Genomic DNA, 14,528 nt, shown 5'->3' with positions numbered 1-14,528 from the left:
CACGCTGGGCTGTGTCTGCCCGGAAATTACATCGCCGAGAGCACGTATTCCTGCCACAGCTGACCGAGCCGCGGCGCGTTCTCCTGCCAGGTCTGGGCGTCGATCGGCTTGGCGCTTTCGTACTGCTCGGAGGGCAGCACGCGGGCGGCGGTCTCTTTGGGCAGTTCGATGTGGTCGATGCGGATCGGACGGGCGTAGCCATTGGCGAGGTTGATCTGGCCCTGATCCGAGAAGATGTATTCGCGTGCCAGCTTGGCCGCGTTCGGGTGCGGCGCGTTCTTGTTGATCACGCTGGCATAGCCCGAGGTGACCGAGCCATCCGAAGGGATGATCACAGTGTAGCGGTCCCCGCCGACGGTGGCGGCGTAGTTCAGTGCGTTGAAGTCCCACAGCGGCGCGACCTCGATCTCGCCCTGTTCCATGGTGGCAGGGTTGGCGGCGTTGGCACGGATGCGGCCCTGTTCGGCCAGTTTGGCAAAGAACTCGACGCCCGGCATCAGGTCGGTCTCGTCGCCGCCGAAGGCGATGGCGGCGGCCAGCACGGCGGCGTTGTCCTGCGCGCCCGAGCCGACGGCGTTCAGCGAAATCGCGTAATCGCCTTCCAGCAGGTCGGCCCAGCTCGACGGCGGGGTCTCGATGTCGCTGGAGATGACGAAGGCCATGGTGCCGGTGTAGGGCATTGCCCACATGCCGTCGGCGTCTTTGGCCCAGGCCGGGATCTGCTCCCATGTGGTGGGCTTGTAGGGCTGCACAAGATCGCGGCTGACGGCGATCGGGCCGAACTCGACGCCCACGTCGCCGATGTCGGCGGTGCCGTTGGTGCCTTCGTTTTCGAAAACCGCGAGTTCCTGCGCCGAGCTCATGTCACGGTCGAAATGCTCGAGACCATAGTGCTCGGTGATCTGCTCCCAGCTGTCTTTCCAGTTGGCCCAGCTGTCGGGCATGCCGACGGAGCTGACCGCGCCTTCTTGCTTGGCGGCGGCGATCAGGTCGGCGACCTCGGGCGAGGTGTCTGCGGTGGGGTAGCTCTGGGCCGAGAGGGAGGTGGCCGCGACGAGCAGCGGGGCGGCGAACGCGAAAACGCGAGTCATGGGTCGGTCCTTGGATATGTGCCGATCGGGAGGTCTCGGCATGTGGCATTTTGGGGCAGACGGTGTCGGGGCATGGTGCCTGTGTGTTCTTGTGCTTTTGCCACCGTTCAGCCCATCTGCATGCGCCTGCTAGCGCAAGAAGCATGTCAGAAATCCAAACCTTTGATGAAGCTTCGATGACCCCGTGGATTTTCATGTGGCAAACTGTGGCAAGTTGCTCATTATCTCAGGCAGCGCAGGAGGAGCGAGACATGTGGCATGACGCCCGGCACCGGATGATCCTTGACCAACTCGACCGCGAGGGCGCGATCGGGATCGCGCAGATCGTTGCGCAGACCGGCGTCTCGCGCGAGACAGCGCGGCGCGATCTGTCAGAACTTCAGGCGCGCGGGCTGCTGCGGCGTTGCCATGGCGGCGCTGTACGTCCGGGCGTGGCCGAGCCGCAACCCGAGCCCAACTTCGGCCTACGCCTGATGGAGGCGGCGGAGGCCAAGCAGCGGATTGCCGAACGCGCCGTGGCACTGTTGCCGCAGCAGAGCCATTGCTTCATCGACGCGGGGAGCACGACGGCTGTTCTCGGCAAGGCGCTCATCGACCGCACCGACCTGACCATCGTGACCAACTCGCTGCCGATCGCGCGTACGCTCACCTGCGCGCATCGCGTCACGCTTCTGGGCGGCGACCTCGACAAGGACCGACAGGGCACCTACGGCGCGCTCACGGTGGAGGCCATTCGTCGCTATCACCTAGATTTTGCGATCATCGCCCCGGTCGCGGTGGAGGCCGCCGCCGGGCTGACCAATTATTCGATGGACGAAGCTCTGGTCGCCCGGGCGATGGTCGAACATGCGCGGCAAACCATCGCCCTTGCTCACGCCGCCAAGCTCGGTCGACAAAGTCGCGCGCGGATCTGCGGTCTCGAGAGCGTGAATACGTTGATCAGCGATGCAGAAGACTTTGTAGATCGGCTCGGTGGACCATCTCCGGAGTGTCTACGGGTGCTGATCGCAGGACCGGAGTTCGAGGGGCCTGCTGATACGGCCTTGACGAAGTAGCCTGCGGACGCTGTCTGTGAACGCGTCTCGCGGCATGTGATACAGAAAAAAATGTACATAATGTTTCTTATCAGCATCAGTTCTGTAAGCGCCAAGTTAGAATGTCTCACATGAGCAAAGCTGAAGTGTCACACTCCCCTGATTGGGCAGGATTGGAGTGCGGCCGTGGGATTGGTGGTCATGAGCGAGCGCGAGCTGAACCGGATCGAAGTCCTGAGTGATGTGGTGCAAGGCCGGATGTCTGCGGTGGCGGCGGCCTCGGTCCTGGGCTTGAGTCGAAGGCAGGTTCACCGGCTTCTGAAGACGTTCCAGGCCGATGGTCCGGCGGCGATCCGGCACAAGGCCCGCGGACGTCCGTCCAACAACCGGATCGATCCCGCGGTGCGTGAGTTTGCGCTGACGCTGATCCGTGAGCGCTACGCCGACTTTGGGCCCACGTTCGCAGCCGAGAAGTTGGCGGAAGACCATGGCCTGAAGGTGTCGCGGGAGACCTTGCGCAAATGGATGCAGGATGCCGGCATCTGGCTGTCGCGCAATCAGCGCAGAACGTTTCACCAGCCGCGCCGGCGCCGAGACTGCTATGGCGAGCTCGTGCAGATAGACGGCTCTGATCACGCCTGGTTCGAGGAACGCGGTCCGGCCTGCACGTTGCTGGCCTTTGTCGACGACGCCACCAGCACGCTGATGCACCTGGAGTTTGTAGCCTCTGAGAGCACCTTCAGCTATTTCGGCGCGCTCGAGCGGTATCTCGCGGCGCACGGCCGGCCCGTGGCCTTCTATTCCGACAAGCACTCGGTGTTCCGTGTCGCCAAGCAAGGAGCGAAGTCGGGCCATGGCATGACCCAGTTCGGTCGGGCGCTGAACGATCTGAACATCGAGATCCTCTGTGCAAACAGCAGCCAGGCAAAGGGCCGCGTCGAGCGCGCGAACCGTACCCTACAGGATCGGCTGGTGAAGGAACTACGGCTGGCGGGCGTCTGCGACATGGCAGCCGGCAACGCGATCCTGCCAAGGTTCTTGGCGCGCCATAATGCGAAGTTCGCCAAGGTGCCGCTACGGGCCGACAACCTGCACCGGTCCCTGAACATGGAACCGGAACGTCTGCGAGAGATCCTGTGCTTCCGCGATGAGCGCTATGTCACCAGGCAACTGGCCTTTTCCTATGAGCGGCAGCGCATCATCCTTGCGGAGAACGACATCACGCGCGCACTGCCTGGCAAGTATGTCGACACCTACGAGTTCCCCGATGGCCGGTTCGAGGTCCGCTGGAAAGGCGTGTCGCTGCCCTACTCCGTGTTCGACAAAGACCAGCGTGTCAGCCATGCCGCGATCACCGAGAACAAGCATCTGAGCGCGGTGCTGGAATACATCAAGGCCGAGCAGGACAAGGCGCCTCCGAAGAAGCGGCGGGCCGGTAAGCAGCGGACCCGCTACGAGCCGACAGGTCGCCGCAACGACGGCTGGAACTCGCTGGCAGCGCGCCAGGCAAAGGCGCGGGCCGCAGCACCCCCGGAATGACGCTGTCGCCGCGTCGCCGCGATGCTAACCTCCGCCGCGAGCGAATGAGCGAGGCAGGCACATGGCAGGCAATACAGAGCCGGAGATCATCTTCTCGAACCTGACGCAGGACGTGGTGATCGACGGCCACCGCTTCACCGTGGAGATTTACCGAACCTCAGATGATCCTTCTTGGATCCTGTCAGTGGAGAACGCCTTCGGGACGCTGACGATCTTGGACAACCCTCCATATTTTGCCGACGGCCTTGCCTGGCGGGCCTTCGAGAAGCTCCTCGATGAGCAAGGTTTCCGTGCCTTCTACAGCGCAAAGGAGCGCCGCAAGCTCCGGCTCTGAACGCATGGCCGATCAGGGCTGCGATATGTGGGGTCTTCGCCCTGCCCGGCCATGCTTCTCCACCCTCGGTGAGACATTTCTGCTTTGCGCAGCCGAAGACATTTCAACTTGGTTGCAACAAGTTCAACAAATGGGATGGATTCACAAACGAAGTGCAAATTCTGTATCAAAACAGAAGTTTGCATGGAGGATGTGGGATGGGTCGTTGTTACCTTCAGCTGAGTTTCGAGGAGCGGATCAAGATTTCCAAGTGGCGTGAGGCCAAGATGTCGATCCCCGAGATCGCGGATCGTCTGAGCCGCGCCCCCTCGACCATCTACCGTGATCTGAAGCGCAATCACTACGACGGCGGCGAGCTGCCCGAGCTCGCGGGATACTACGCGCTGAATGCCCAGACCATGAGCGAGAAGCGCCGCGCCCTTCACCGCAAGATGGTTCAGCACCCGCAGCTCAAAGCTGCCGCCCTGCATGGGCTCAAGGCTGGCTGGTCGCCGGAGCAAATCGCCGGCCGGATGCGTCTCGAGCAGCATGGTGTCCGTGTGAGCCACGAGACAATCTATCGCTACGCCTACTCGAAGGAAGGTCGCGCCGAGCAGTTCTACCGGCACCTACCCGAGCATCGCAGACGCCGCAGACCCCGAGGATATCGCCGGTACCAGCGCAGCCACATCTCGGACGCGCAAAGCCTTTCAAACAGGCCGGATTGCGTCGCCGAGCGCGTTGAGTTTGGGCACTGATGGTGTGGATACCTCACCCCGCAACGGCATCGCGATGTGCCAAGATGGTGATGTTGAAAAGCACCAGCATGGAGGAGGTATCCGTGGAAGAGGTTACAGTCATCGGCATCGACTTGGCAAAGTCGGTCTTTCAGCTTCACGGCGCGGCGGCGTCAGGACGGCCCGTGTTCCGCAAGAAGCCCTCGCGGGCGCAGCTCACCCGGTTCATGGCCGAGCACCCGCCCTGCCTTGTCGCCATGGAGGCTTGCGCTTCGTCGCACTATTGGGGGCGGGAGTTCATGAAGTTCGGCCACGAAGTGCGGCTCATCCCACCGATTTACGTGAAGCCCTTCGTGAAGCGGCAGAAAAACGATGCGAATGACGCCGAGGCCATCGCGGAGGCCGTGGTGCGTCCGACCATGCGGTTCGTACCCGTGAACTCCGCCGAGCAGCAGGCCAAATCCATGGCCTTCAAGACGCGCGATCTCCTCGTTCGACAACGCAACGCCCTCATCAACGCGCTGCGTGGGCACCTTATGGAATATGGCATCATCGCGCCCCCCGGACGGACATTCGTCAGGAAACTCGAGGCGCAGCTCGATGCTCCAGAGAGCATGCTCCCATCCGGCGTCACCGAGCTTTGTCGCCTGCACCTCGAGCAGATTGGCAGTCTCGACGTCAGGATCATGAAAATAGAAAAGCGCCTCAAAGAAGAAGCCAAGAGCGATCCAGAGACGATCCGCCTGCAGACCGCCCCGGGTGTCGGCCCCGTCAGCGCCATGGCAATTCAAGCCTTCGCCCCGCCGATGGAAGGGTTCCGAACGGGGCGTGATTTTGCGGTCTGGCTAGGTCTCGTCCCTGTTCAGAAATCGACAGGTGGCCGGCAAATTCTGGGGCGCACTTCAAAGATGGGACAATGGGACATTCGCAGACTGTTGATCATCGGCGCGATGACGCGGGTCAGATGGGCGGTCAAGAACGGCCCTCCCAAAGGGTCCTGGTTGGAGCAGATGCTGGCGCGCAAGCCCCGGATTCTGGTCGCCATCGCCTTGGCAAACAAAACCGCCCGCGCGATCTGGGCGATGATGACGAAACAGGAGGACTATCGAGAGCCAGCCCTTGCCGCGTGACACGGTGAGGGTTGGCAGGTGTGAGACGGACATTAAACAGTAAGGACAAACGATCGACCAGATCGAGGTTGGGGAAACCAGGCATTCCCAGAGAGCTTCCAACTCGGGCACATTGATATGGACCCAACCTTCGCATCGCCATACCGGCCCGCGGCATTGTCAAAGCCGCACATCGAGGCCTGACACATGACCGTACCCGATCACATGTTCGACTCGTTCAAGAAAGGCTTGCACCGACCGAGGTATCCACACATGGAATGTGACCTGGTGATGTTCCGCAAGGAGCACGGCAAGATCAACGTGACCTCCCTGGTGGAGCGTGTCAGCCGCTACACCGTCGTGCTGCGCAACGAGGACCGACGATCGAAGCCGATCATGGAATTCCTCATCCAGGGGCTCTCCGCCCTGCCCGCGGATGCGCGGCAATCCATCACCTTCGACCGCGGAACCGAGTTCTCGGCATGGCAACGGCTCAAGGATGGGATCGGCGCGGACAGCTGGTTCTGCGACCCGCAGGGCCCTGGCAGAAAGGCACTGCCCTGAACACCAACCGCCGGCTGCGGCGCTGGCTTCCAAGGCAGCGTGACATCGCGGCCATGACGGAGCTTGAGCTGAAGCAGCTCTGCGACCAGCTCAAAAACACGCCCCGTAAGTGCCTCGGCTGGAGGACCCCGGCCGAGGTCTTCCGAGAAAAGATGATGGAGGAAATGGGCGGGCGCCCCTACCGTCGCAGGTCATGGGAGTCGCGCTTCAAGTCGCGCACACACGCTGGCGCTGCACGATAGTCTTGCCACTCGCATCCGAGTCGTGAATCAGAAAACCGTTCTTGGCCCGGTTCAGCCCGTTCGTCTCCTCCACATCACTTCAGGCCGCGTGCGACAGGGCGTGCCACAGCGATCCCGCAAGGCTGCGCATGCCGATCACCGCCAGTCGGGTGTCCGAGCGGCGGATCAGGAACACACTCATATGTTCGAGCCCCGTGCGGAGGCAGCAGCCGGGCTCGAGCGTCTTCAGGTCGATATTCACCAGCCTGCTCAGCAACCTCTCGAGCGGAGCGCCGCCCGAGTCCGAGACAATCTCAACCGCGACGAAACCGTCGGTCTGCTCGGTGACCGTGTAGCCCGGCACCTGCGCCTGCAGCGCGGCGGCAAAATCGGTCTCGGCCAGACCCTCACCCTCGATCATCCATTGGCCGCGACCGGTCCAGAAGGCGCCATGCGAGCCCGCGGAGACCGCGCGGGCCACATCCGGAAGCGCGAGGCCAAAGGGCGCCGGGACCGCCTGCCCCTTGCGCAGCGCCAGCGAGGCCAGGGCGAGGCCTGTGTTTTCCGACAAGGTGAGCGCGCCGAAACGCGCGCAGCGCTGCGCACTGTCGCCAAGCGCGGTGACGGGGGAAAGGTCAGTCACGGAGACGTCCTCCTTCGGGATCCACAAAATGGGCGGGCACGACCTCGGCGCGCAGCTCGCGCCCCTCTAGCGGGTTGGCGGCAATGACGATCTCGCCAAGGCGAGTGTCGCCGTTCTCGAGATAGGCCAGCGCGATGTAGCTCTGCAGATGTGGCGACCAGCACGACGAGGTGACCCATCCCTGATCGGTTTGCATGCTCTGCGCCGTCCCTTCGGTGAAGAGATGCGACCCCGCCGCCACCTGTTCCTGCGGCGAGGCGGACTTCAGCCCGACAAGGCGGCGGCGGTCGGCGGCCAGCCCCTCGCGGCGCGACATCACCGCGCCGATGCTGTCCTTCTTGGCCGAGACCATCCGGCCCAGCCCCAGCATCTGCGCCGTGGTCTGGCCGTTCAGTTCCGCCCCGGCGGCGTGTCCTTTCTCGATGCGCAGCACGCCAAGCGCCTCGGTGCCATAGGGCGTGACGCCGAGATCGGCACCGCGCTCCATCAACCGCTGCATCAACGCATGGCCGTAGCGCGCGGGCACGGCGACCTCATAGGCAAGCTCGCCCGAGAATGAGATGCGGAATAGCCGCGCGCGCAGCCCGCCGCAGATGCTGAGCGGCGCGCAGGCCATGAAGGGGAAGGCCTCATTCGACAGGTCGAAATCATCGACGATGCGGCTCAGCAACTCGCGCGATTTCGGCCCCGCCACGGCGATCTGCGCCCATGCGTCGGTGGTCGAGATCAGCTGCACGTCAAGCTCGGGCCAGAGGCACTGGCGCGCAAATTCCATGCGCTGATAGACCAGCCCGGCGTTGGCGGTGGTGGTTGTGACCACATAGTGATCTTCGGCCAGCCGCGCACAGGTGCCGTCATCGTAGGCGTGCCCGTCCTCGCGCAGCATCAGCCCGTAGCGCACCTTGCCGACCTTCAGCGTGCCCATCATGTTGGCGTAGAGGCGGTTGAGGAACTCCCCGGCATCGCCGCCCTGCACATCCACCTTGCCCAGCGTGGTGACATCGCACAGCCCGACACCCGCGCGGACGGCCAGCACCTCGCGGTCGACGCTCTGGCGCCAGTGGCTCTCGCCCTTGCGCGGGAAATATTGCGCCCGCATCCATGGACCGACCTCGACGAATTCTGCGCCCTGCGCCTGCGCCCAGCCATGGGTCGGCGTGAGCCGCCGCGGGCGGAAATTGGCACCCGTGTCACCGCCGCCAAGCACACCAAGCGAGACCGGGGTGTAGGGCGGACGAAAGATCGTGGCGCCGGTTTCGGGGATCGACTTTCCTGTCAGTTCGGCCATCACCGCAAGCGCCGAGACATTCGCGGTCTTGCCCTGATCCGTCGCCATGCCGAGCGTGGTCCAGCGCTTGAGATGCTCGACCGGGCGCATGTTTTCCTGATGCGCCAGCTTCACGTCCTTGACCGTCACGTCGTTCTGGAAATCCAACCAGGCGCGTTTCTTTCCGGGCACATGCCAGAAAGCCTCCTGCGCCGAGGGGGCATCCGTTGCCTCGGGCAGCGCGATCTGCGGCGCGGTGAGCGTCAGGTCGTCCAGAGCGGCCTGCGCCGCGCGCGCGCCATCCGCCAGCGCCTGCGCCGTGCCGCCTTTGCCGGCGGCAGCGCCCGCGGGGATCAGCCCCTGCGGGCCGCCCTGCCCCGGCACGAAGGCCAGCAGCGAGGCATCCCACTCGGGCCGCCCGCGATGGTGCGAGGCGAGGTGCAGGTTCGGGTTCCAGCCCCCCGCCACCCCCAGCGCGCCGACCTCGTGCCACGAGGCCTTGCCGCCTTCGGTGATCTCGATCTGGCTCAGCCCCAGACGGCCCTTGCTGCCGGTGACCTGCGCGCCAGCAAAGACGCGATAGTCGCCATGGGCGACCGCATCGTCGCGGGTGTCGATCACCCCAAGCAGGGTCGCGCCCTTGGCCAGCAGGTCAAGCGCCGTGCGGTGCCCGTCGTCGCCGTTGGTGAATATCGCCACCGCGTCGCCTGCCTGCGCCACCGGAAGCGTCGCCCAGCGGTTGGCATAGGCGCGCAGCGCGCCCGCCAGCAGGATGCCGGGCCGGTCGTTGTCGGCAAAGGGGATGTGCCGCTCGGTCGCGCCCGCCGCCAGCACGGCGCGTTTTGCGGTGATCCGCCAGAGCGTCTGGCGCACCCTGTCGCCGGGCACCGGAAGATGATCCGCCACCCGCTCGACCGCGCCATAGATGCCGTGATCGAAGACGCCGAAGATCGTGGTGCGGGTCATGATCCGCACATTCGGCAGGCTGGCAAGCTCGGCCAGCACGCTCTCGACCCAGTCGCTGGCAGGCGCACCGTCCAGAAGGTCGCTTTCCATCAGCAGCCGCCCGCCGAGGCGGAAGTCCTCGTCGGCGAGCACCACCTGAGCCCCCGCGCGCCCGGCGGTCAGCGCCGCCGTCAGCCCCGCCGCGCCGCCGCCGATCACCAGCAGGTCGCAATGCAGGAAGCCCCGGTCATAGGCGTCTGGATCGGGCAGCATCGACAGCGCTCCGAGCCCCGCCGCCTTGCGGATCGCAGGCTCATAGAGCTTTTCCCAGAAGGCCTTGGGCCACATGAAGGTCTTGTAATAGAACCCCGCGGCAAAGAACGGCGACAGCAGGTCGTTCACCGCCAGCATGTCGCGGTGCAGCGGGCCGACATGGTTCTGCGAACGGGCGCTGAGCCCATCGTAAAGCTCGGTCACCGTGGCGCGGGTGTTGGGCTCGGCCCGGGCGCCATCGCGCAGCGAGACCAGCGCGTTGGGCTCTTCGCTGCCCGCCGCGATCGGTCCGCGGGGACGGTGATACTTGAAGCTACGGCCCATCAGCCGCACGCCGCTGGCCAGCAGCGCCGAGGCGAGCGTGTCGCCTTCGAAGCCCTGATAGCCGGAGCCGTTGAAGGTGAAGTGCAGCGGCTGGCTGCGGTCGATCAGACCGCCGGTCAGACGGGTCATTGCGCGGCTCCTGCTTTCACGTCCGAGGCCAGCTCGGCGCCGAGGATCTCATGGGTCAGGGTGTTGCGCGTGACCACCAGCCACGAGCGATCCCCTTGTTCGTGGAACCACAATTCGCGGTGCACGCCCGCCGGGTTGTCGCGCAGGAAGACGTAGTCGCAGAAGGCGGCCTCGGCGCCCGGTGCATCCGGGTCGGGGCGGTTCATCAGCGCGGCATCGCCCAGATAGGTGAACTCCTGCGCGTCGCGAAGGCCGAGAAGGGGATGAGGGATCAGCATGTCATGGCCTCAGTGCAGGTTGGGTTGGGCGCCGACGCCCTTTTCATCAATGACGTAGCCGCGGTTGAACCGATCGAAGCGGAAGCCGGTCGCGGTGTCGTGCGGCGTGTCGGTGGCCAGCAGATGCGCAAAGGTGAGGCCCGCGGCGGGGGTCGCCTTGAAGCCCCCGTAGTTCCACGCGCCGTTGAAATAGAGCCCGTCGATGTCGGTGCGGTCGATGATCGGAGAGCCGTCCATCGACATGTCGACCAACCCGCCCCAGGCGCGCAGCAGACGCGCCCGTCCGATCATCGGCATCAAGGCCATGCCGCCTTCGAGCACGTCCTCGATCACCGGCAGATTGCCCCGCTGCGCATAGGAGTTGTAGCCGTCGATGTCGCCGCCAAAGACCAGCCCGCCCTTGTCGGACTGGCTGACATAGAAATGTCCCGCGCCGAAGGTGATGACCCCCGGGATGACCGGCTTGAGCCCTTCCGACACGAAGGCCTGCAGCACATGGCTCTCGATCGGCAGGCGGCGGTTCGCATAGGCCATCACCCGGCCCGAACTGCCCGCGACCGACACGCCCACCTTGCCCGCGCCGATATAGCCGCGCGTGGTCTCGACCCCGAGCATCTTCCCGTTCTCGATGCGGAAGCCCGTAACCTCGCAATTCTGGATGATGTCGACGCCCAGCTGGTCGGCGCCGCGGGCATAGCCCCAGACCACGCCATCGTGGCGGGCCGTGCCCGCACGTTCCTGCAGCAGCCCGCCCTTGATCGGAAAGCGCGCGTTGTCAAAGTTGAGGAAGGGCGCCATGTCGCGCAGCTCGCGCTGATCCAGCAGCCGCGCCCCTGCACCCGAGATCATCATCGCGTTGCCGCGCCGACGGTATGCGTCGCGCTGGCCGTCCGAGTGAAAGAGGTTGATGATCCCGCGCTGGCTGACCATCGAGTTGAAATTGGTGTCTTGCTCGAGGGTCTCCCAGAGCTGCATCGACAGCTCGTAGAACGGCTGGTTGCCCGGCAACAGGTAGTTCGAGCGGATGATGGTGGTGTTGCGCCCCGCATTGCCCGACCCGATCCAGCCCTTTTCCAGCACCGCCACATTGCGCAGATTGTAGCGCTTGGCGAGGTAGTAGGCGGTCGCAAGCCCGTGCCCGCCGCCGCCTACGATCACCACATCATAGGCTGGTTTCGGGGTCGGATTGCGCCACAGCGGGCCCCATCCCCTGTGGCCGGTCAGCGCTTCTTTGACGACTTTGAAACCTGAGAATGTCATGCGGGCCTCTCTTGCGAACTCCCTTGTTGTATCCCCATTTTTTCGCGGCACTATCTTGCTTTGGGACGATTTCTGTTGAACTTGGGACATAGACTGAAATTCCGGGACGGGAGACGCGCGATGCGTCGAATTGCATTTCTTCTGCTCGACGGTTTTGCGCTGCTCTCGACCTCCGCCGCGCTGGAGCCGCTGCGCGCAGCGAACCTTTTTTCGCCCGATCTCGCCTATGACATCACGCTTCTTTCGAACACCGGCACCACCGCCGTGTCGTCGGTCGGGGCCACCTTCCAGACGCAGTTCTTTCGCGATGCCGCGCCGCTCTACGATCTCATCTTCGTGGTGGCAGGGGGCGATCCGGCGCGCATCACGGACCCGGCGCTGATGGCCTGGCTGCGGCAGGCGGATCGCAACGGCGTGGCGCTGGGGGGCATCTCGGGCGGGGCGGTGGTCTTGGCGCGGGCGGGACTTCTGCTCGACCGGCGCTTTACCGTCCACTGGCACCATTACGATGATTTCGACACGATGCCCGGTCCCTGGCTGCTGGAGCGCAGACTCTTTGTCATCGACCGCGACCGCTATACCTGCGCCGGCGGCTCGGCGCCGCTGGACATGATGCATACGATCATCGCGCGGGATTTCGGCAACCGCTTCGCCGAGCGCATTTCCGACTGGTTCATCCAGACCGAGATCCGGGGCGCCGAAGCACCGCAACGGGTGTCTCTCGCCGCCCGATACGGTGCGCTGCCGCGCGCGGTCGAAGGCGCGCTGGAGCTGATGGAGAGCCATATCGCCGATCCGCTCGACCAGGATCAGATCGCAAGCCTGAGCGGGTTGTCCGTGCGCCAGCTTCAGCGCCAGTTCCGCGCCGCACTGGGGCGTTCGGTGATGGAGGAATACCGGCGGTTGAGGCTCGAGACCGGGCGCGAGCTGATCGCCTCGACCCGCCTGCCACTCTCGCAGATTGCCCAGATGACCGGCTTCTCGACGCCCTCGCACTTCTCCGATGCATTCCGGCGGCTCTATGGTCACGAGCCATCGCGGCTGCGACCTGCGGTGTCTGCCTCAACACGCAAGACGCCCCGGAGCTAACCCCGGGGCGTGATGAGCGGGACGTCAGATATCCAGCGTATTGTCTTTCTCCCAGCGAGAGAAATGCGACACGAAGGAATTCCACTCCTGCAGCTTCATCTTGGCGTAGGAGGCCGAGAACTCGGCACCCATCATCGCCTTCAGCTCCTCATCCGCATCATAGGCACGGATTGCGTCCAGCAGGTTCAGCGGCAGTTTCGGCGCGTCTTTCACAGTGTGGCCTTCGGCATACATGTCGATGTCGTAGCGCTGGCCCGGATCGGCCTTGGAGCGGATGCCCGACAGACCCGCCGCGATGATCACCGCCTGCAGCAGATAGGGGTTGGTCGCGCCATCCGGCAGCCGTAGCTCGAAGCGGCCCGGCCCCGGCACGCGCACCATATGGGTGCGGTTGTTGCCGGTCCATGTGACGGTGTTCGGCGCCCAAGTTGCACCCGACATGGTGCGCGGCGCGTTGATGCGCTTGTAGCTGTTGACCGTGGGGTTGGTGATCGCGGCCAGCGCTTCGGCGTGTTTCATGATGCCGCCAAGGAAGTGCCCGCCCTGCTCGGAAAGGCCGACCTCGCCGATCTGGCCACCGGCATCTCCGGCGAAAGCGTTGGTCTTGCCGTCCAGATCCCAGACCGAGATATGCGCGTGGCAGCCGTTGCCGGTCAGCCCTTCGATCGGCTTGGGCATGAAGGTCGCCCGCAGCCCGTGCTTTTCAGCGACCGATTTCACCATGAACTTGAAGAAGCTGTGGCGGTCGGCGGTGACCAGCGCGTCGGCGAACTCCCAGTTCATCTCGAACTGGCCGTTGGCGTCCTCGTGGTCGTTCTGATACGGGCCCCAACCCAGTTCCAGCATGTAATCGCAGATCTCGGCGATCACATCGTAGCGGCGCATCACCGCCTGTTGGTCGTAGCAGGGTTTCTCGGCGGTATCGAAAGGGTCTGAGATTTGCGTGCCCTCGGGGGTGAGCAGGAAGAATTCGGCCTCGATGCCGGTCTTCACGCGCAGCCCCTCGGAGGCGGCCTCATCGACCAGTTTGCGCAGCACATTGCGCGGCGCCTGATCCACCGGCGCGCCTTCCATGACGCAATCGGCGGGGACCCATGCCACCTCGGGCTTCCATGGCAGCTGGATCGCCGCCGAAGCGTCGGGCACCGCCAGCATGTCGGGATGCGCCGGGGTGAGGTCGAGCCATGTGGCGAAACCGGCAAACCCCGCGCCGTCTTCTTGCATGTCCGCGATCGCCTGCGCGGGCACCAGCTTGGCGCGCTGGCCCCCGAAAAGATCGGTGTAGGAGATCATGAAGTACTTGATGCCGCGTTCGCGGGCGAATTCAGCCAGATCGGCCATGGCGATACCTTTCGTTCCCTGTTGTGGCGGGCGGGGCGTCTGCGCGCCCTCGCCCGGTCTTCCCGTCGCTTGCAGCCGGTTCAGAAGCCCGGCTTGCCCGGGTACCACTCTGTCCCGGCGAGCGGCACGCGCGCCATGGCGGCGGCCTCCATGGTCAGCGCGCAGAGGTCTTCTGGTTCAAGATTGTGCACATGGCTCTTGCCGCAGGCGCGCGCGATGGTCTGGCATTCCAGCGTCATCACGTTGAGGTAGTTGCGCAAACGGCGGCCCGCAGCGATGGGATCGAGCCGCGCCATGAGGTCAGGGTCCTGCGTGGTGATGCCCGCCGGATCGCGCCCTTCGTGCCAGTCGTCATAAGCTCCGGCGGTGGT

The 14,528-nt window shown here is 64.6% G+C and carries 12 protein-coding genes and 2 pseudogenes; 7 read left to right on the top strand and 7 right to left on the bottom strand.

The window, feature by feature from the left end:
• Positions 1-26 precede the first annotated feature (26 nt).
• A complete protein-coding gene (locus ACXAD2_RS03995) occupies positions 27-1,091 on the bottom strand; it encodes an extracellular solute-binding protein (RefSeq protein ID WP_475167153.1) in 1,065 nt (354 codons plus the stop codon).
• Between the two features lie 251 nt (positions 1,092-1,342).
• Here ACXAD2_RS03995 and ACXAD2_RS03990 point away from each other — a divergent pair, with 251 nt between their 5' ends.
• The 6 genes and pseudogenes from ACXAD2_RS03990 to ACXAD2_RS03965 all read left to right on the top strand — a co-directional run.
• Positions 1,343-2,146: a DeoR/GlpR family DNA-binding transcription regulator gene (locus tag ACXAD2_RS03990; RefSeq protein ID WP_475167148.1), complete on the top strand. Its 804-nt coding sequence runs from the start codon at positions 1,343-1,345 to the stop codon at positions 2,144-2,146.
• Between the two features lie 165 nt (positions 2,147-2,311).
• Positions 2,312-3,664: an ISNCY family transposase gene (locus ACXAD2_RS03985; protein ID WP_475166197.1), complete on the top strand. Its 1,353-nt coding sequence runs from the start codon at positions 2,312-2,314 to the stop codon at positions 3,662-3,664.
• A gap of 61 nt (positions 3,665-3,725) precedes the next feature.
• Positions 3,726-3,998: a hypothetical protein gene (locus ACXAD2_RS03980; protein ID WP_206895879.1), complete on the top strand. Its 273-nt coding sequence runs from the start codon at positions 3,726-3,728 to the stop codon at positions 3,996-3,998.
• 197 nt (positions 3,999-4,195) lie between these two features.
• Positions 4,196-4,732: pseudogene (locus ACXAD2_RS03975) on the top strand (IS30 family transposase); the annotation flags it as partial.
• Between the two features lie 86 nt (positions 4,733-4,818).
• Positions 4,819-5,844, top strand: a complete 1,026-nt coding sequence (locus ACXAD2_RS03970; protein ID WP_475167146.1) for an IS110 family RNA-guided transposase — start codon at positions 4,819-4,821, stop codon at positions 5,842-5,844.
• 234 nt (positions 5,845-6,078) lie between these two features.
• Positions 6,079-6,629 (top strand): annotated as a pseudogene (locus ACXAD2_RS03965) (IS30 family transposase); the annotation flags it as partial.
• 79 nt (positions 6,630-6,708) lie between these two features.
• On the opposite strand, the gene ACXAD2_RS03960 reads toward ACXAD2_RS03965, so the two are convergent.
• From ACXAD2_RS03960 to ACXAD2_RS03945, 4 genes are read right to left on the bottom strand one after another with little or no spacing between them, the layout of a single operon-like run.
• Entirely contained in the window at positions 6,709-7,251 is a 543-nt protein-coding gene (locus ACXAD2_RS03960; protein ID WP_475167142.1) for a sarcosine oxidase subunit gamma, read from the bottom strand.
• Positions 7,244-10,189: a sarcosine oxidase subunit alpha family protein gene (locus ACXAD2_RS03955; protein ID WP_475167138.1), complete on the bottom strand. Its 2,946-nt coding sequence runs from the start codon at positions 10,187-10,189 to the stop codon at positions 7,244-7,246. Before ACXAD2_RS03955 ends, ACXAD2_RS03960 begins: the two co-directional genes overlap by 8 nt.
• Positions 10,186-10,467 carry a sarcosine oxidase subunit delta gene (locus ACXAD2_RS03950; protein ID WP_206895757.1) on the bottom strand — a complete coding sequence of 94 codons (282 nt, stop codon included), beginning with the start codon at positions 10,465-10,467 and terminating at the stop codon, positions 10,186-10,188. Before ACXAD2_RS03950 ends, ACXAD2_RS03955 begins: the two co-directional genes overlap by 4 nt.
• A 9-nt stretch (positions 10,468-10,476) precedes the next feature.
• On the bottom strand, positions 10,477-11,727 hold the full coding sequence (locus tag ACXAD2_RS03945) for a sarcosine oxidase subunit beta family protein (protein ID WP_475167136.1): 1,251 nt from the start codon (positions 11,725-11,727) through the stop codon (positions 10,477-10,479).
• A 120-nt stretch (positions 11,728-11,847) separates the two neighbouring features.
• Between ACXAD2_RS03945 and ACXAD2_RS03940 the strand changes: the two genes are divergently transcribed.
• Positions 11,848-12,816 carry a GlxA family transcriptional regulator gene (locus ACXAD2_RS03940; protein ID WP_475167134.1) on the top strand — a complete coding sequence of 323 codons (969 nt, stop codon included), beginning with the start codon at positions 11,848-11,850 and terminating at the stop codon, positions 12,814-12,816.
• Between the two features lie 24 nt (positions 12,817-12,840).
• Here the strand turns inward: ACXAD2_RS03940 and glnT are convergent, their stop codons facing one another.
• Together glnT and ACXAD2_RS03930 are read right to left on the bottom strand one after the other, a co-directional pair.
• Entirely contained in the window at positions 12,841-14,157 is a 1,317-nt protein-coding gene (glnT, locus tag ACXAD2_RS03935) for a type III glutamate--ammonia ligase (RefSeq protein WP_475167131.1), read from the bottom strand.
• An 80-nt stretch (positions 14,158-14,237) separates the two neighbouring features.
• Positions 14,238-14,528: glutamate synthase-related protein (locus tag ACXAD2_RS03930; protein WP_475167129.1), on the bottom strand; the 291-nt coding region annotated here is incomplete at its 5' end.

The organism is Salipiger sp. ABN3_019 (genome assembly GCF_056158605.1).
The sequence above is the reverse complement of the archived record's forward strand: the minus strand, read 5'-3'. Positions and strand labels throughout refer to the sequence as shown.